The sequence below is a fragment of the Ruegeria sp. YKSD163 genome, from assembly GCF_059612905.1.
This window is the reverse complement of record NZ_JBXWRM010000001.1, coordinates 371,351-387,185: the sequence shown is the minus strand read 5'-3', so window position 1 is coordinate 387,185 and position 15,835 is coordinate 371,351. Positions and strand designations below refer to the sequence as shown.

At 63.6% G+C, this 15,835-nt stretch carries 18 protein-coding genes; 11 read left to right on the top strand and 7 right to left on the bottom strand.

Features of this window, described 5'->3' with window-relative positions; genetic code table 11:
- Positions 1-20: 20 nt before the first annotated feature.
- Positions 21-368, bottom strand: a complete 348-nt coding sequence (locus AC2FNA_RS01865) for a hypothetical protein (RefSeq protein ID WP_496824002.1) — start codon at positions 366-368, stop codon at positions 21-23.
- Between AC2FNA_RS01865 and AC2FNA_RS01860 the strand changes: the two genes are divergently transcribed.
- Positions 369-1,646, top strand: a complete 1,278-nt coding sequence (locus AC2FNA_RS01860; RefSeq protein WP_496824000.1) for an MFS transporter — start codon at positions 369-371, stop codon at positions 1,644-1,646.
- Here AC2FNA_RS01860 and AC2FNA_RS01855 read toward each other — a convergent pair.
- Positions 1,627-2,244, bottom strand: coding sequence for a TetR/AcrR family transcriptional regulator (locus AC2FNA_RS01855; RefSeq protein WP_234136529.1), 618 nt, complete (start codon positions 2,242-2,244; stop codon positions 1,627-1,629). The genes AC2FNA_RS01860 and AC2FNA_RS01855 overlap by 20 nt on opposite strands.
- 162 nt (positions 2,245-2,406) lie before the next feature.
- On the opposite strand from AC2FNA_RS01855, the gene AC2FNA_RS01850 reads away from it, so the two are divergent.
- The 3 genes from AC2FNA_RS01850 (at position 2,407) to hydA (ending at position 5,536) form a co-directional block, all read left to right on the top strand.
- Positions 2,407-3,657: a Zn-dependent hydrolase gene (locus AC2FNA_RS01850; RefSeq protein WP_496823998.1), complete on the top strand. Its 1,251-nt coding sequence runs from the start codon at positions 2,407-2,409 to the stop codon at positions 3,655-3,657.
- Positions 3,658-3,760: 103 nt separating this feature from the next.
- Complete coding sequence (locus AC2FNA_RS01845) at positions 3,761-4,057, top strand: hypothetical protein (RefSeq protein WP_496823996.1); 297 nt, start codon at positions 3,761-3,763, stop codon at positions 4,055-4,057.
- 24 nt (positions 4,058-4,081) lie between these two features.
- A complete protein-coding gene (gene hydA, locus AC2FNA_RS01840; protein WP_496823994.1) occupies positions 4,082-5,536 on the top strand; it encodes a dihydropyrimidinase in 1,455 nt (484 codons plus the stop codon).
- A 5-nt stretch (positions 5,537-5,541) separates the two neighbouring features.
- Here the strand turns inward: hydA and AC2FNA_RS01835 are convergent, their stop codons facing one another.
- Complete coding sequence (locus AC2FNA_RS01835; RefSeq protein ID WP_234169948.1) at positions 5,542-5,826, bottom strand: cupin domain-containing protein; 285 nt, start codon at positions 5,824-5,826, stop codon at positions 5,542-5,544.
- A gap of 161 nt (positions 5,827-5,987) precedes the next feature.
- Between AC2FNA_RS01835 and AC2FNA_RS01830 the strand changes: the two genes are divergently transcribed.
- The 7 genes from AC2FNA_RS01830 to AC2FNA_RS01800 all read left to right on the top strand — a co-directional run bounded on the left by AC2FNA_RS01830 (position 5,988) and on the right by AC2FNA_RS01800 (position 12,260).
- Positions 5,988-6,791: an ABC transporter ATP-binding protein gene (locus tag AC2FNA_RS01830; protein ID WP_234136534.1), complete on the top strand. Its 804-nt coding sequence runs from the start codon at positions 5,988-5,990 to the stop codon at positions 6,789-6,791.
- Positions 6,792-6,902: 111 nt separating this feature from the next.
- Positions 6,903-7,817 (top strand): ABC transporter permease, encoded by a 915-nt coding sequence (locus AC2FNA_RS01825; RefSeq protein WP_496823992.1) that lies wholly within the window; start codon positions 6,903-6,905, stop codon positions 7,815-7,817.
- A 94-nt stretch (positions 7,818-7,911) separates the two neighbouring features.
- The gene (locus tag AC2FNA_RS01820; protein ID WP_496823990.1) at positions 7,912-8,757 is read left to right on the top strand and encodes an ABC transporter permease; all 846 of its coding nucleotides are present in this window, start codon (positions 7,912-7,914) and stop codon (positions 8,755-8,757) included.
- A gap of 72 nt (positions 8,758-8,829) precedes the next feature.
- On the top strand, positions 8,830-9,816 hold the full coding sequence (locus AC2FNA_RS01815; protein ID WP_496823988.1) for an ABC transporter substrate-binding protein: 987 nt from the start codon (positions 8,830-8,832) through the stop codon (positions 9,814-9,816).
- A gap of 168 nt (positions 9,817-9,984) precedes the next feature.
- Positions 9,985-10,698 carry an ABC transporter permease gene (locus AC2FNA_RS01810; protein ID WP_496823986.1) on the top strand — a complete coding sequence of 238 codons (714 nt, stop codon included), beginning with the start codon at positions 9,985-9,987 and terminating at the stop codon, positions 10,696-10,698.
- The gene (locus AC2FNA_RS01805; protein WP_496823985.1) at positions 10,691-11,425 is read left to right on the top strand and encodes an ATP-binding cassette domain-containing protein; all 735 of its coding nucleotides are present in this window, start codon (positions 10,691-10,693) and stop codon (positions 11,423-11,425) included. Before AC2FNA_RS01810 ends, AC2FNA_RS01805 begins: the two co-directional genes overlap by 8 nt.
- A 19-nt stretch (positions 11,426-11,444) precedes the next feature.
- Positions 11,445-12,260, top strand: a complete 816-nt coding sequence (locus tag AC2FNA_RS01800; RefSeq protein ID WP_496823983.1) for an ABC transporter substrate-binding protein — start codon at positions 11,445-11,447, stop codon at positions 12,258-12,260.
- A 91-nt stretch (positions 12,261-12,351) separates the two neighbouring features.
- Here AC2FNA_RS01800 and AC2FNA_RS01795 read toward each other — a convergent pair whose 3' ends face one another.
- From AC2FNA_RS01795 to AC2FNA_RS01780, 4 genes are read right to left on the bottom strand one after another with little or no spacing between them, the layout of a single operon-like run.
- Positions 12,352-13,224 (bottom strand): substrate-binding domain-containing protein, encoded by an 873-nt coding sequence (locus AC2FNA_RS01795; RefSeq protein ID WP_496823981.1) that lies wholly within the window; start codon positions 13,222-13,224, stop codon positions 12,352-12,354.
- Positions 13,225-13,350, bottom strand: coding sequence for a hypothetical protein (locus AC2FNA_RS01790; protein ID WP_496823979.1), 126 nt, complete (start codon positions 13,348-13,350; stop codon positions 13,225-13,227). It lies immediately after the preceding gene.
- Positions 13,347-14,612, bottom strand: a complete 1,266-nt coding sequence (locus AC2FNA_RS01785; protein WP_496823977.1) for a c-type cytochrome — start codon at positions 14,610-14,612, stop codon at positions 13,347-13,349. The genes AC2FNA_RS01790 and AC2FNA_RS01785 overlap by 4 nt, the downstream gene beginning before the upstream one ends.
- A complete protein-coding gene (locus tag AC2FNA_RS01780) occupies positions 14,612-15,793 on the bottom strand; it encodes a formate dehydrogenase subunit gamma (RefSeq protein WP_496823975.1) in 1,182 nt (393 codons plus the stop codon). The genes AC2FNA_RS01785 and AC2FNA_RS01780 overlap by 1 nt, the downstream gene beginning before the upstream one ends.
- Positions 15,794-15,835 lie beyond the last annotated feature (42 nt).

Genomic DNA, 15,835 nt, shown 5'->3' with positions numbered 1-15,835 from the left:
AGAAAATTCGACGAATTTTCTCAGAAAAGAAGGCGGATCGGTCCGTTGTGGCAGACCACGACGAACTGATCCGCCGTTTCGATCACGTGGAAGTTCCTGCGGCGCATTTCAGTCAGGAAGCGCTCCTTGCCGACTTCGCGGTCAACCCAGGCGATGGATCTGCGGACGACCGCGCCGCGTTGAACGGCGCGTGTGGCAAAAATCTGTTCCAGCCAGCGGCGGGCCTGATCGGGGTGAGGCAGGGTCTGCATGCCTGACCTCAGCAGGTTATGGTAAAGAAAGGCTGAATTCACCCCAAGGCCTTGCCTTGTCTCCAAGCCGCCGCACGGATACTCCGGGACAAGGATGTGTTCAGTCTGCAGGTCCAAATGGTACGTCAGCTTCTTCCCGTAAGTGCCTTGTTGCTTGGCTCTGCCTTGCTGCTTTTCGCAGGTGGCATGAACAGCCTGATTCTGCCGATCCGGGGCGCGCAGGAAGGGTTTAGTGCCTCGGCGCTGGGTCTTCTGGGGACTGGTTGGGCTTTTGGTTATGTCGCGGGCTGTTTCTATACGCCCCGGTTGGTGGGCAAGGTCGGCCATGTGCGCGCATTCAGCGTAATGTCCGGATTTGCCGCCGTTGCCGTGCTGCTTTCGCTGCTGCTGCTGACGCCCTGGACCTGGATTCCGCTGCGCGCCATGTCGGGCTTCTGCTTTGCGGGCGCGGCGATGATCGTCGAAAGCTGGCTGAGCGAGCGGGCCGAGCCGAGCACGCGCGGTCGCATCTTTGGCCTATACACCATGGTGAACCTGGGTGCCTCGACCGCCGGGCAACTGGTGCTGACGATGGGCGATACGTCGGGCTTTCTGTTCTTCGTCCTGCCCGCGATCTTTTACTGCCTGGCGCTGATGCCGACGGCGATGTCGTCCAAGGCGGTGCCAAAGCCGCTGGTCAGTGTCCGGCTCGACCTGATGGCGCTCTGGCGCAACTCTCCCGTCGCGGTGATCGGGGTGCTGTGTGTCGGCGTGTCGAATAGCGCCTTTGGCACGCTGTCGGCGGTCTATGCCGATGGGATCGGACTGGCGCTTACGACGGTGGCGCTGTTTGCCAGCCTTCCGGTGCTGGCGGGCGCGGTGTCGCAGATCCCCATCGGCTGGTTGTCGGACCGGCTGGACCGGCGCGCGGTGCTGATCGCTGTCGCGGCCCTGGCGCTGGCGGTCGATATGGTCTTTATCGCGCTGTCGCCGGAAACACGGATTTTGAACCTCGTGCTGGCCTCTCTTTTCGGCGCGGCGATCTATGCCATGTATCCGATCATCATTGCCCATGCCAACGATCACGCCGCCGCGGATCAGGCGATTCAGGTCAGCGGCGGGCTGTTGATGCTATACGGGGTTGGATCGATCCTGGGGCCCTTGCTGGCAGGGGTCGGAATGGAGACCCTGGGTGGCACCGGTCTGTTCATGACCTCGGCGGCCGCGCATGTGCTGCTGATCCTGTTCTCGGGCCTGCGGATCCTGTTGCGCGCCCCGGTGGACGAGGCCGACAAATCGAGCTTTGTTCCAGCGCCTGCCGCCCGCGCCACCACGCCTGAAACCGCGGCGCTGGCAAGCGGTGAGTCCGATGAGGTCGAGACTGAGAAAACTGAGATTACTCCGGACGCGGGCTGAGCAGTCGCCGGTAGAGCGTATCGAGGAACACATCGGCGCCGTCGAACGGGTCCTCATTGCCCAGAACCGCGCGCACCTGCACGTCGAAATCCGCGTAATGCTGCGTCAGTGACCAGATCGAGAACAGCAGGTGATAGGGATGGACGCGGGCGATCCGACCCGCCGCCATCCAGGCTTCGAGCAGGGCCACCTTGTCATCGACCAGCGCCTTCAGATCCTCGCTCAGGGCCTGATAGATGCGCGGGGCGCCTTGTACGATCTCGTTGGCGAACAGGCGGCTTTCGCGGGGGTAATCGCGGCTCATCTCCAGTTTGCGGTGGACATATGCCAAAAGCTCGGTCAAGGGCTCGCCCTGATCATCGAGCGCGCGCAGCGGATCCAGCCAGGTATCCAGCAACTCGGCCAGCAGCGCCTCGTGCATCGCTTCTTTCGACGGGAAATAGTAGAGCAGGTTGGGCTTGCTCAATCCTGCCTCAGCGGCGATCTGATCCACCGTTGCGCCGCGGAAGCCATGCGCCGAAAAAACGTTCAGAGCGGCGTCCAGGATGGCGGCACGGTTTTTTTTCTGGATACGGGTCGGCGCGCGGTCCTGAGGCATGATCTGCTGATTTTTCCTTCGCTTGCCCGTCGAAGTGACGGAATCTTGCAGGGGAACTCGGCTATTTCTTGACTGGTGTCAAACCCGTGATAGCGTGAGTTTGACCAGTTGGTCAAATAGCTAGGCCAGCAAGAACGCAAAGCAAGCAACAGGGGAACAGGTATGGCGGCTCCGGCACAGAATCTCAGAATCAACGGTGACAGGTTGTGGGACAGTCTGATGGAGATGGCCAAGATCGGCCCTGGCGTGGCGGGTGGCAATAACCGCCAGACCCTGACGGATGAGGATGGCGAAGGCCGCGTGCTGTTCCAGAAATGGTGCGAGGCGGCGGGCTGTTCCATGGGGCTGGATCAGATGGGCAACATGTTCGCCATGCGGGCGGGAACCGACCCGGATGCGCTGCCGGTCTATGTGGGCTCGCATCTGGATACCCAGCCCACGGGTGGCAAGTATGACGGGGTGCTGGGGGTTCTGGCCGGGCTGGAGGTGATCCGCACCCTGAACGATCTGGGCATCCGCACCAAACACCCCATCGTCGCCACCAACTGGACCAACGAAGAGGGCACGCGCTTTGCCCCCGCGATGCTGAGTTCCGGCGTCTTTGCCGGGATGCATACGCAGGACTGGGCCTATGCGCGCACCGATGCCGAGGGCAAGAGCTTTGGCGACGAGCTGTCGCGCATCGGCTGGCGCGGCGAGGAAGAGGTGGGCGCGCGCAAGATGCACGCGTTCTACGAACTGCATATCGAACAGGGGCCCATTCTGGAGGCCGAGGGCAAGGATATCGGCGTTGTCACCCATGGCCAGGGGCTGAGCTGGACCCAGGTCACCATCACCGGCAAGGATGCGCATACCGGCTCGACCCCGATGCCGATGCGGCGCAATGCGGGGCTGGGCATGGCGCGGGTGCTGGAAAAGGTGGACGAGATCGCGCTCAGCCATGCGCCCCATGCGGTGGGGGCGGCGGGCCATATCGACGTTTACCCGAACTCGCGCAACGTGATCCCGGGCAAGGTGGTGTTCACGGTGGATTTCCGCAGCCCGGACCTGTCGGTGATCGAGGATATGGAGGCGCGTCTGCGCGTTGAGGGCCAGAAGATCGCTGATGCGATGGGGCTGGAGATCGCCTTTGAAAAGGTGGGCGGATTCGATCCGGTGGCCTTTGACGAGGGCTGCGTCTCGGCCATCCGCGCTGCGGCCGAGCGGCTGGGATACAGCCACATGAACATCATTTCGGGCGCCGGCCACGATGCCTGCTGGATCAACCGGGTGGCGCCGACGGCAATGGTGATGTGCCCATGTGTCGACGGACTGAGCCACAACGAGGCCGAAGAGATATCGAAGGACTGGGCCGCTGCTGGTACGGATGTGCTGTTCCATGCGGTGGTGGAGACGGCGGAAATCGTGGAGTGATCCGGGGGCGATGCCCCGGACCAGCGGGGGGCGCTGCCCCCCGAACCCCCCGGAGTATTTTCGGCGAAATGAAGGACAAGGGATGGTGCCGGACACGGCAACAATGCGCAAACGGGTCAGGGCGGCGATCGAGGCCGATCTTTCGAACGCGCCATTGGATGTGGTGGGTCGGGCCACTCTGCGCGATTTCGCGGCTTTGCGGCAAGAGCCGGAGGTTGTGGAAGTGCAGTTCAGCGGCGGCGTGATGGGGCAGGGTTGGGCGGTCACGCGGCCGAATGGCCCCTACCTGGTCGTCTACCTGCCGCAGGCGGGATGTTTCTCGCTCTGTGTCGAGGGGCCGTTCGGGCCGCTGGATATCGGGGTGCATGGCAATGCGATCGGCTGTTTCGGGTCGGTCTGACAAGAAAACAGGGAGTTCAAGCAAATGAGCACAGTCATCAGGAACGGCACCGTTGTAACCGCCGATCTGACCTACAAGGCGGATGTGCGGATCGAAAACGGCGTGATCACCGAAATCGGCCCGGGGCTGAGCGGTGACAAGGAGTTGGACGCCACTGGCTGTTACGTGATGCCCGGCGGCATCGATCCCCATGTGCATCTGGAGATGCCCTTTATGGGCACCTATTCCAGCGACGATTTCGAGAGCGGAACCCGCGCCGGGCTGGCGGGCGGCACCACGATGGTGGTGGATTTCTGCCTGCCCAATCAGAGCGAGAGCCTGCTGGACGCGATCAAGCGCTGGGACAACAAATCGACCCGGGCCAATTGCGATTATTCCTTCCACATGGCGGTGACCTGGTGGGGCGAGCAGGTCTTCAACGACATGAAGACCGTGATCGAGACGCGCGGCATCAACACGTTCAAGCATTTCCTCGCCTACAAGGGCGCTCTGATGGTGAACGATGACGAGCTGTTCGCCTCGTTCAACCGCCTGGCCGAACTGGGTGGCATTGCCATGGTCCATGCCGAGAACGGCGATGTGGTGGCCGAGATGACCGCGCGCCTCTTGGCCGAGGGCAATACCGGGCCCGAAGCGCATGCCTATTCGCGACCCTCTCAGGTCGAGGGCGAGGCCACCAACCGCGCCATCATGATCGCCGATATGGCCGGTGTGCCGCTCTATGTGGTGCATACGTCGTGCGAGGAGTCCCACGAGGCGATCCGGCGCGCCCGCATGCAAGGCAAGCGGGTTTGGGGCGAGCCGCTGATCCAGCATCTGACATTGGACGAGAGCGAGTATTTCCACCCCGACTGGGATCATGCGGCACGGCGCGTGATGTCACCGCCCTTCCGCAACAAGCAGCATCAGGACAGCCTGTGGGCGGGGCTGCAATCGGGTTCGCTGAGCGTGGTGGCTACCGATCACTGCGCCTTTACCACCGAGCAGAAACGCTATGGCGTGGGTGATTTTTCCAAGATCCCCAATGGCACCGGCGGGCTGGAGGACCGGATGCCGATGCTGTGGACTCATGGGGTGGCGACCGGTCGCCTGACGCCGAACGAATTTGTGGCGGTTACATCAACAAATATCGCCAAGATATTGAATTGTTATCCGAAAAAAGGTGCGGTTCTGGTCGGTGCCGACGCCGATCTGGTGGTCTGGGACCCGGAGAAATCCAAGACGATCAGCGCAGGCAGCCAGCAATCGGCCATCGACTATAACGTGTTCGAAGGCAAGGAGGTCAAAGGCCTGCCGCGCTTTACCCTGACGCGCGGCCAGGTGGCGGTGCATGATGGCGAGATCCGCACCCAGGAGGGCCATGGCAAGTTCGTGGCGCGCGAGGCGAACACGCCGGTGAACCGGGCGCTGAGCAGCTGGAAAGAACTGACCGCACCGCGTCCGGTGGAACGGTCGGGCATTCCGGCGACGGGGGTCTGATGCGCCTATTCGGGCACAAGCGCATCCAGTTCGGGCAGGAGAACGACACTCTCTTGCTCGTGCGGATCGGTGCGGGCCAGGATGGCGACGGCCTCGGTCTGGCCGGTGTTGATCGGCAGGTGCGGGACACCGGCGGGGATATAGATCAGATCGCCCGCATTCGTCTCCATCCGGTGTTCCAGCGCAGGACCCCAGTACATGACCGCCGACCCCTCGATCACGTAGATCGCGGTCTCGTGGTCGGCGTGCAGATGGGCCTTGGCCCGGCCACCCGGCGGAATGCGCAGCATGTGCATGCAAATGGATCGGGCTCCGGTCGTCTCGCGAGCGATCCCTTGAAAATAATTGAACCCCTGCTTGCCGGCATAGGTTTCGCCAAGGCGAAGTTTTTGGCAGGTTTCTGGCATCTGATCGGGCATCGCTCGGGGGTCTCCAACAGGACAGTGACACTATGAATGGGACAGGGCAGCAGCCGGAGTTGTCAAGCGTGGTTTCGGCCAAGGGGCTGGATCTGACGTTTCAGACCAATGACGGCCCGGTTCACGCGCTCAAGGACGTGAACCTGGAAATCAACAAGGGCGATTTCGTCAGTTTCATCGGGCCGTCAGGCTGCGGCAAGACGACGTTCCTGCGCTGTATCGCGGCGCTGGAGACACCGACGGGCGGCAGCCTGACGGTGAACGGGATGACGCCCGACGAGGCGCGGCGCAAGCGCGCCTATGGTTATGTGTTCCAGGCGGCGGGTCTGTACCCGTGGCGAACCATTGCCAAGAATATCAAGCTGCCGCTCGAGATCATGGGATTTTCCCGGCAAGAGCAGGAAGAGCGCGTGAGAAAGGTCCTGGAACTCGTTGATCTGGCAGGGTTTGGTGGCAAATTCCCTTGGCAGCTGTCGGGCGGAATGCAGCAGCGCGCCAGCATCGCGCGGGCGCTGGCCTTTGACGCCGATATCCTGTTGATGGACGAACCGTTCGGAGCGCTGGACGAGATCGTGCGCGACCATCTGAACGAGCAGTTGCTGGCGCTTTGGGCGCGGACCGGCAAGACCATCGGGTTCGTCACCCATTCGATTCCCGAGGCGGTCTATCTGTCGACGAAGATCGTGGTGATGAGCCCGCGCCCGGGCCGGATCACCGATGTGATCGAAAGCCCGCTGCCCAGGGAGCGGCCGCTGGATATTCGGGACAGCAAGGAATTCATCGAGGTGGCACATCGGGTGCGCGAGGGTCTCAGGGCGGGGCATGCCGATGACTGAGCTGGATTTCTGGATGCGCGGCGACGAGGCCGGGCGGAACCGGAATTCGGCACGAATTCCGGCCCGATTTCCTTGCAGGAAATCGGTGTTGCGCGCGGAAGGGAGGGCAGCATGAAATCTCTGCTTGCGGTCCTGACCGTCCTCGCTGTGATCGTGGGGCTCTGGTATGCGGCCTGCGTGCCGATGAATATTCACGGCGTGCTGGTCACGGCGGAACGCGGCGGGGCGGTGGTGGAGCCGTCCGATGGCGCCGCCCGGCGCGGCATGAGCGGTGTCTCGCTGGCGCTGAAAAACGGGTTTGCCGTGCCGGAGACCTGGGCGCAGGAGCGCCCACGCCTGCCGGCGCCCCATCAGGTGGCGATCGAGCTGTGGGACACTACGGTGATGAAGAAGATCACCTCGAAACGCAGCCTTGTCTATCATGGCTGGGTAACGCTGAGTGCGACGCTGTTGGGCTTTGGCATCGGCACGGTTCTTGGGGTGTTGCTGGCGGTGGGTATCGTGCATTCCCGCGTCATGGACATGTCGGTGATGCCCTGGGCCATTGTCAGCCAGACCATCCCGATCATCGCGCTGGCACCGATGATCATCGTGGTGCTCTATTCGGTGGGCGTTCAGGGGATCATCCCCAAGGCGGTGATCTCGGCCTATCTGAGCTTTTTCCCGGTCGTGGTCGGCATGGTCAAGGGGCTGCGCAGCCCCGATGCGATGCAGCTTGACCTGCTGAGAACCTACAACGCCTCGCAGGGCGAGACCTTTTGGAAACTGCGCCTGCCGGCCTCGATGCCCTATCTCTTTGCCTCGCTCAAGATCGGGATCGCGGCCTCGCTGGTCGGCGCCATCGTGGGTGAATTGCCGACCGGAGCGGTTTCGGGCCTGGGTGCGCGGCTGCTGGCGGGTAGCTATTATGGTCAGACCGTGCAGATCTGGTCGGCCCTTTTCGGGGCGGCGATTCTGGCGGCTTGCCTGGTGGGGCTGTTGGGGGTGATCGAGCGGTTGGTTCTGAAGCGGATGGGGATGGCATGAGGATGGGATGGCATAAGGGGGGCGCTGCCCCCGTCGCGCAGGCGCGACTCCCCCGAGGTATTTGGGAACAGAAGAAGGATTGGGGGGTGCGCGGATGATGCTGGTTCTGGTGGCCTTGCTCGTCTGGGGGGCGGCATGGTGGCTGAATACCCGTCTGGCCGAGGGGCCGCAGGCCGAGACCCGCCCGGTGCGGCTGGCGGTGCCGCTGATCTTTGGCGCCACGATCTTGGTGGTATGGGAACTGGTGGTACGGGGTCTTGAAGTGCCTTTGGTGATCCTGCCCGCGCCCTCGCTGATCGCGGCACGGTTTGCCGGCAGCCTGCCGATCCTCTGGGCGGATTTCGTACAGACCTTCGTCAAGGGGGCGCTGAGCGGTTATCTGATCGGCTGCGGTGCGGCGGTCCTGATGGCGGTGGCAGTGGACCGGTCCGAGTTCCTGCGGCTGGGCCTGCTACCGGTGGGCAATTTCGTGGCAGCCCTGCCCATCGTTGGCACTGCACCGATCCTGGTGATGTGGTTCGGCTTCGACTGGCAGTCGAAGGCCGCCGTGGTCGTGGTGATGGTGTTCTTTCCCATGCTGGTCAACACCGTGGCGGGCTTGCGCGAGACCACGTCGATGCAGCGTGACCTGATGGAAACCTATGCGGCCAGCTATTGGCAGAGTTTCTTCAAGCTCCGGCTGCCGGCGGCGATGCCCTTCATCTTCAACGGTTTGAAAATCTCGACGACGCTGGCTCTCATCGGTGCGATCGTGGCCGAATTCTTTGGCTCGCCGACGCTTGGCATGGGGTTCCGCATATCGACCAGTGTCGGGCAATTGGCACTGGACATGGTCTGGGCCGAAATCGTTGTGGCGGCGTTGGCGGGAACGCTGTTCTATGGGTTGGTGGCATTGATCGAACATCATGTCACCTTTTGGCACCCCTCGCAGAGACGCTAGGCTGACAGATATGCGACAAGATCCTGGACCGAACCGGGGCACAGAATTGAACAACCAACAAGGAGTGAAATCATGAAGAAACTGATGAATGGCGCGGCGCTTGCCCTGGCCCTGGCCGCTGGCCCGGCGCTGGCGGCCGACGAGGTCAAGCTGCAGCTGCAATGGGTCACCCAGGCCCAGTTCGCCGGCTATTACGTGGCGCTGGACAAGGGGTATTACGACGAAGAGGGTCTGGATGTCACCATCCTGCCCGGCGGCCCCGACATCGCCCCGCCGCAGGTGCTGGCCGGTGGCGGTGCCGATGCGATGCTGAACTGGATGCCCTCGGCACTGGCGGCGCGGGAAAAGGGCCTGCCGGTGGTGAATATCGCGCAGCCCTTCAAATCCTCGGGCCTGATGCTGACCTGCTGGAAGGATACCGGCATCACCGGACCGCAGGACTTCAAGGGCAAGACCATTGGCGTCTGGTTCTTTGGCAATGAATACCCGTTCCTGAGCTGGATGAGCCAGGAGGGGATTAGCACCGATGGCGGCGCTGACGGGGTGACTGTTTTGAAACAGGGTTTCAACGTCGATCCGCTGCTCCAGCGCCAGGCCGATTGCATCTCGACCATGACCTATAACGAATATGGTCAGGTTCTGGATGCCGGTGTCAGCGAGGACGAGCTGGTGACCTTCAAATACGAGGACATGGGCGTCGCCACGTTGGAGGACGGTATCTATGTGCTTGAGGACAACCTCAAGGACGAGGCCTTCAAGGACAAGATGACCCGCTTTGTGCGGGCCTCGATGAAGGGCTGGAAATATGCCGAGGCCAACCCGGACGAGGCCGCCGGCATCGTTCTGGACAATGACGCCACCGGCGCCCAGACCGAGGCGCATCAGGTCCGCATGATGGGTGAGATTGCCAAGCTGACCGCCGGGTCGAACGGTGCGCTGGATCCGGCCGATTTCGACCGGACGGTCGCCACGCTGCTGGCAGGCGGCTCGGATCCGGTGATCACCAAGACGCCCGAGGGTGCCTGGACGCATGAGATTACCGACGCGGCACTGAAGTAACGTTTGGAACACTACGCCGGGGCAACCTCGGCCAGCGCGGTCCCGTCCGGGGCCGCGCTTTTTCGTGCGCGGGTGTCGGTTTTGGTTGGGATGGGATACGAGGGCGTGATATGCATAGATTTGCAAAATGCGTGCTTATGATCTCAGATACACCAAAGTCAGAATAAAATGCAGAATTTTGCGCAAGAAATGCAGGTGGCATTTGCCATGATCTTGGCTGGTGATTCCGAATTGCTGGGGATCGTGGGCCTGTCGCTGCGCGTGTCGTTGTTTGCGGTCCTCTGCGCGGCCCTGATCGGGATGCCGCTGGGGGCGGCGCTGGCTGTCGGGCGGTTTCCCGGCCGGCGCGCGATGGTGGTGCTGGTCAATGCGCTGATGGGTCTGCCGCCAGTGGTGGTCGGGCTGATTGTCTATCTGATGTTGTCACGCTCGGGTCCGCTTGGCGTGCTGCAACTGCTTTATACGCCAACCGCCATGATCATCGCGCAGGTGGTTCTGGTTACTCCGATCATTGCCGCTCTGACCCGTCAGGTGGTCGAGATGCTGGATGCCGAATATTCTGAACAGATGCGCAGCCTGGGCCTTTCGCGGCTGTCCACGGTGCCGGTGCTCTTGTGGGACGGGCGGGTGGCGTTGCTGACCGCGCTGCTGGCTGGTTTTGGCCGTGCCATTGCCGAGGTGGGCGCGGTGATCATCGTTGGCGGCAATATCAACCACGTGACCCGTGTGATGACCACCGCTATCGCGCTTGAGACCTCCAAGGGCAATCTGGCTCTGGCGTTGGCGCTTGGGGCGGTCCTGATCGGGATTGCCGTCGCGGTCAATGCGCTGGTCAGCCTGCTGGGCGCGCGCAGCCGTGCCGAGGCGCTGGCCCATGCGTGATCTGGTCGAGGAAAGCGGACTGGTGATCGAGACGCAGGGCTTGCGCATCTCGCGTCGTGGCCAGAGCCTGCTGGATGTGCCGTATCTGAGGCTGGGCGGGCCGGGGCCTACGGTGATCCTGGGACCGAACGGGGCGGGCAAGAGCCTGCTGTTGCGCTGCCTGCATGGGTTGATCCAGGCCGATGCCGGGACAGTGCGGCAGAATGGGCGCGCGCTTGACGCCCAGGAGCGGGCAAGTCAGGCCATGGTCTTCCAGCGGCCCGTGATGCTGCGCCGCTCGGTGGCGGGCAATCTCGATTTCGTCCTGCGCCGCCGGGGTCTGAACCGGGCGCAGCGTCAGGCCCGGATCGCGGCGTTGCTGGCCGAGGGCGGATTGCCGTCGCGCGCACGCCAGGGGGCCCGCTCGCTGTCTGTGGGCGAGGCGCAGCGGTTGGCTATCCTGCGTGCGCTGGCCACCGAACCCGAGGTGCTGTTCCTCGACGAACCCACCAGTGCGCTGGATCCGGGCGCGACCCAGGCGGTCGAATCGCTGGTGCTGCGCGCCAGCGCCCGTGGGGTGCGGATCGTGATGGTGACCCATGATATCGGTCAGGCCCGGCGGCTGGCGGCGGATGTGGTGGTGATGATGGGCGGGCAGGTGGTGGAACATGGACCTGCCGCTCAGGTGCTGGATGACCCGGCCAATGGTGCGGTGCGCCGTTTCCTGGCCGGAGAGTTGATTTTCTGAACATTGATGGAGACTAGACATGATCGGAACCGTTTTCCGCGCGGGCGCTCTTGCGCTTGGCCTGATGGCGGGCACATTGGCGCAGGCGGGAGAATTCATCGTGGTGCAATCCACCACCTCCACCCAGAATTCGGGACTGCTGGACCATATCCTGCCTGCCTTCGAGGCCGAGAGCGGAATCGAGGTGCGGGTGGTCGCGGTAGGGACCGGTCAGGCGATCAAGAACGCCGCCAATGGTGATGGCGATGTGCTGCTGGTGCATGCAAAGGCGGCCGAGGAGAAATTCGTGGCCGAGGGCTGGGGTGTCGAACGTCTTGATGTGATGTACAATGATTTCGTGCTGGTCGGCCCGGCCTCGGATCCGGCAGGCGTGCGCGGTGGCAGTGATATCGTGGCGGCGCTGAGTGCGATTGCGGAGGTGGGGGCGCCCTTTGCCTCGCGCGGGGATGACAGCGGCACCCACAAGGCGGAACTGCGCCACTGGCAGAGTGCGGGTATCGACGTGACTGCCGCCTCGGGCGGATGGTATCGCGAGACCGGCTCTGGCATGGGGGCGACGCTGAACCTGGCCGCTGGCATGGGCGCCTATGCGCTGACCGATCGCGCCACCTGGATCGCCTTTGCCAACAAGGGTGACCTTGTTGTGGCGGTGGAGGGCGATGTACGGCTGTTCAACCAGTATGGCGTGATCCTGGTCAACCCGGACAAGCATCCCGGTGTCAAGGCCGAAGCGGGGCAGCGGTTCATTGACTGGCTGACCGGTGCGGACGGGCAGGCGGCGATTGTGGGCTACACGCTGGACGGCCAGCAGCTGTTTTTCCCGAACGCGAAATAGTCTGGCACGGGTGCGGCAGGGAGAGATTTTTCGTCAAAAAATCTCGCCTCCGGCGGGAGTATTTGCGGCGAAATGAAAAGGAAAGATGCGGTCAACCGCTGGCGCCATTGTGATGGACGGTGCCGAGGTTGCTGATGTCGTACCCCCCCATCTCGGCGGCGCGGGCAGCAAAGGCGGGGCTTCGCAGGAAGGCCATCAGCCGGGTCATCGGTGGATCGAATACGGCACGGCGCCAGATAGCCAGGTCGAACCGCTCCTCATGGGTGGGGATGAAGCCAAGCCCGTAGGGCGTCGCAAGGGCGCCCAGGCCAAAGCCCGCCTCGGCCTTGCCCGATTGCAGAAGCTGGGCGAGGTCCTCTTCGGTGCGGGCGCAGGTGGGGTCTGGGGCGAGATCGGCGGGGGAGAGGCCCAGTTTCCCCAGTTCGGCAAGGAACAGGTGCTGGCTGGCGGCACTGGATTGGCGCATTGCAACCCTGCGCCCGCGCAGATCGGCGATCCCTCCGATGCCAGTGATCCCGGGTGCCAGCAGCAAACCGCGCTGGCGCCGCGCGATTTCGATCAGCACTACCGGCGCCTCTCCGACCGCGTCCCTCAGGGACGTGGTGTTGAATCCGTCTGCCTCGCGGATATGCAGCGCCGCGGCCTGGGCGCTGCGCGCCTTTAGCCGGACCAGGCCGTCAAAGGAGCCGTCGTAATAGGTGGCCAGCCCGGCGCCGCTCTCTCTCAGCGCCCAGTCGAGCAGAGGGTCGTGGCTGCCAGCCAGGATCGGGGGCAGCGGCGGCTCGGCCACGCGCGGCCCCGCGCGCGAGGCGTTGAGCCAGGCCAGCACTTCGGCGCGGGGAAACAGCAGCTTGCCCATGGCGCGCACATGCGGCACCTCGCCCGAGGCGGCGAGGTCATAGGCCTTGCGCTCGCCGATCCTGAGCAGATCGGCCAGCTCTCGGGTGGTCAGGAACTCGGCCATTCAGTCGAGACGCACATCCGCGCCGGTGCCGCGTTCAGCGGCGGAAAAGCCCGCACGGCTCAGTATCTGCGGCGCGGCGACGGTGATGATGGCCATCAGGACAACGGCGCTGAGAAAGGCTTTCATGGCTGCTCCTTTGCCAGGGTGGCCCGGCGCAGATAGGCGATCAGGTCGGCGCGGTCCTGGGCGCCGGTGATCCGTTGCATGGGCATCTTAGAACCCGGAATGTAATGGTCCGGGCCCAGATCGAAAAGCGAATTGATGCTGTCCTCGGTCCAGACGATATCCGAACCGGCCAGCGCGTCGGAATAGAGATAGCCCGGCAGTGTTCCGGCGCGCCGACCGATTATCTGGTACAGCGTGGGACCGGCCCGACGTCCGCCATCAGCGGTCAGCGTGTGGCAGATGGAGCATTTGCGTGCGAATTGCCGCTCGCCATTGTCCATTTCCTGGGGGGATTTCAGAAAGCTGCGCTCGCCCCCCGCCATCTTGCCATGTTCCGAAAGCGAGGCCACCGGCCAACTGTACATCGTATCGTCAATCCCACCGGCGTGGATATTCGCGCCATCGGGAGAAAAGGCCAGCGCCCAGACCGGGCCGCGCAGGGTGGCGCGGAAGTCGCGGGCGATGCGCCAGCTGTCTGTGTCGATCACCATGATATAGCCCTCGCCATCGCCCACAGCGAGCTGGCTGCGGTCGGGGCTGAGTGCCAGCGCCAGAACCGGGCGGCGGTCGAGGGTAAAGTCGCGCTCGGCCCCGGTGGCAAGGTCAATCACCCGTGTCACCCCGTCGACCGCGCCATAGGCCAACCAGCCGTCAGGCGCATTCAGAGCGATCTCGTTGATGCCGAACCCGTGCCGGGTGATCTGGCGCCGTTCGCTGCCGCTCGCAACATCCCAAAGCCGCAGCACGCCATCCATGCCAGCGGAATATAGCTGAGCCCCATCGGAAGAGAAGGCGACCGCATTCACGCCGCTGCCGGCATCAAGGCTGCGCGGCGCCGAGCCGTCCAGTGGCCAGAGGCCGATGGTACCGTCCCAGCTGGCGGTGGCGGCGAGGGTGTCCGACAGGGCAAGACCGGTGATCTTGCCCTTGTGGCGGCCCAGCACAGCGCCCTCGGGCCAGCGGCGCAGGGTGAAATCGTCGCCTGCCGAGTAGAGCGTGCCGCGCTGAAACGCTACCGTGTTGACGGCGGCCTCGTGTCCTTCGAACCAGTGCGGCGTCCGCCCGGCCCAGAGACCCACGGAATTGTCGAAACTGGCGGTGGCGATCTGCCCCTCTGGGCCAACGGCAATGCCCATGACCGGCCCGCCATGACCCTTGAGGGTAAAGAACTCTGCCGCCGCGCAGGCGGGCCAGAGCAGCAGCGCCAGCGCCAGCGCCCGCATTATTCCGCCGGGCTGGGCCTGGCCTTGCTGGCCTCGGCCGATTTCACCTCGTCCAGCCACAGCGAATGATGTTCGCGGGCCCATTGCTCCTCGACCTCGCCCGAGCCCATGGCATCGAACGCGCCCTCCATCCCCAGCGAACCCAGATAGATATGGGCGATGATGATGGTGATGAACGCAAAGGCCACGATCAGGTGCCAGAGCTGGGCGTACTGCATTTCCTGATGCGGGGTCATCACCTCGGGCAGGGACAGTCCCATGGCCTGCGGCAGGCCGGTGGCATTGGCCAGCGCAAAGGTCTTGGCAAACATCGGCATTTCAAAGGGAAACAGCAGCGACAGGCCCGAGAGAGAAATCGACAGGCCAAGCAGGATACACAGCCAGAAAATGATCTTTTGCCCGGCGTTGAATTTCTTCGCGGGCGGATGCATGCCCTTGCTGAACAGGCCACCGCCCACGGCCAGCCATTTCAGGTCATGCCGGTTGGGGATGTTATGGGCGATCCAGTTCACCGTCACGATGGCCAGTCCAAGCATGAAGGCCCAGGCGATGTTGTTATGCACCCATTTGCAGGCCAGCGCGAGGGTGGCAAAGGCCTCTTTGCCCAAGAGCGGGATCAGGAAGTCGCGGCCATATAGCGTGATCAGGCCCGACGCTGCAAGCACCAGAAAGGACCCGGCAAACAGCCAATGCCCGAACCGCTCGAAGGCGGCAAAGCGGGTCACGCTGCGCCCGGTCTTTACGCCGTCGATGCGGATGCGGCCACGCAGCAAATAGAACAGGGCCAGAACGACGATCATGCCCCCCAGCGCATAGGTGCCATAATCGCGCAGCGCGCCCTCGCGCAGGGTCAGCCACCACATGCCATCGTCCTGGATGATCACATCGGCGGCGGGGCCGCGCGCCGAGACGGTGACATCCGCCGCGCCATAACGCAGGGCGCGGTAAATCTCGCTGTCCGAGGCGCCGCCGCGTACGCCTAACTGCGCCTCGAGCGGTGCTGTCTGGCTGCCGGTGTTGGTGGAGCGATAGGCATCGTCAACCACCTCGCCACGTTGCCGGGCCAGAATGTCCTCAAGCGTGGTGGCGCCGCCGGTGGCGGAGCGATCCGGCGTGGCCTCCTGCGCCACGGCGGGCAGGGCAAGACAGAGCAGACAGATCAGAAGTCGCAGAACCGGCATCGGAACCTCATGTGCAAACCGCACCGCCGAAGAACCGCAAAA

Excerpts from the sequence above, each read along its gene's own strand:
- AC2FNA_RS01860 (WP_496824000.1), top strand. The coding sequence starts at position 369 with ATGGTACGTCAGCTTCTTCCCGTAAGTGCCTTGTTGCTTGGCTCTGCC.
- AC2FNA_RS01855 (WP_234136529.1), bottom strand. The coding sequence starts at position 2,244 with ATGCCTCAGGACCGCGCGCCGACCCGTATCCAGAAAAAAAACCGTGCC.
- AC2FNA_RS01850 (WP_496823998.1), top strand. The coding sequence starts at position 2,407 with ATGGCGGCTCCGGCACAGAATCTCAGAATCAACGGTGACAGGTTGTGG.
- AC2FNA_RS01845 (WP_496823996.1), top strand. The coding sequence starts at position 3,761 with ATGCGCAAACGGGTCAGGGCGGCGATCGAGGCCGATCTTTCGAACGCG.
- hydA (WP_496823994.1), top strand. The coding sequence starts at position 4,082 with ATGAGCACAGTCATCAGGAACGGCACCGTTGTAACCGCCGATCTGACC.
- AC2FNA_RS01835 (WP_234169948.1), bottom strand. The coding sequence starts at position 5,826 with ATGCTGCGCATTCCGCCGGGTGGCCGGGCCAAGGCCCATCTGCACGCC.
- AC2FNA_RS01830 (WP_234136534.1), top strand. The coding sequence starts at position 5,988 with ATGAATGGGACAGGGCAGCAGCCGGAGTTGTCAAGCGTGGTTTCGGCC.
- AC2FNA_RS01825 (WP_496823992.1), top strand. The coding sequence starts at position 6,903 with ATGAAATCTCTGCTTGCGGTCCTGACCGTCCTCGCTGTGATCGTGGGG.
- AC2FNA_RS01820 (WP_496823990.1), top strand. The coding sequence starts at position 7,912 with ATGATGCTGGTTCTGGTGGCCTTGCTCGTCTGGGGGGCGGCATGGTGG.
- AC2FNA_RS01815 (WP_496823988.1), top strand. The coding sequence starts at position 8,830 with ATGAAGAAACTGATGAATGGCGCGGCGCTTGCCCTGGCCCTGGCCGCT.
- AC2FNA_RS01810 (WP_496823986.1), top strand. The coding sequence starts at position 9,985 with ATGCAGAATTTTGCGCAAGAAATGCAGGTGGCATTTGCCATGATCTTG.
- AC2FNA_RS01805 (WP_496823985.1), top strand. The coding sequence starts at position 10,691 with ATGCGTGATCTGGTCGAGGAAAGCGGACTGGTGATCGAGACGCAGGGC.
- AC2FNA_RS01800 (WP_496823983.1), top strand. The coding sequence starts at position 11,445 with ATGATCGGAACCGTTTTCCGCGCGGGCGCTCTTGCGCTTGGCCTGATG.
- AC2FNA_RS01795 (WP_496823981.1), bottom strand. The coding sequence starts at position 13,224 with ATGGCCGAGTTCCTGACCACCCGAGAGCTGGCCGATCTGCTCAGGATC.
- AC2FNA_RS01790 (WP_496823979.1), bottom strand. The coding sequence starts at position 13,350 with ATGAAAGCCTTTCTCAGCGCCGTTGTCCTGATGGCCATCATCACCGTC.
- AC2FNA_RS01785 (WP_496823977.1), bottom strand. The coding sequence starts at position 14,612 with ATGCGGGCGCTGGCGCTGGCGCTGCTGCTCTGGCCCGCCTGCGCGGCG.
- AC2FNA_RS01780 (WP_496823975.1), bottom strand. The coding sequence starts at position 15,793 with ATGCCGGTTCTGCGACTTCTGATCTGTCTGCTCTGTCTTGCCCTGCCC.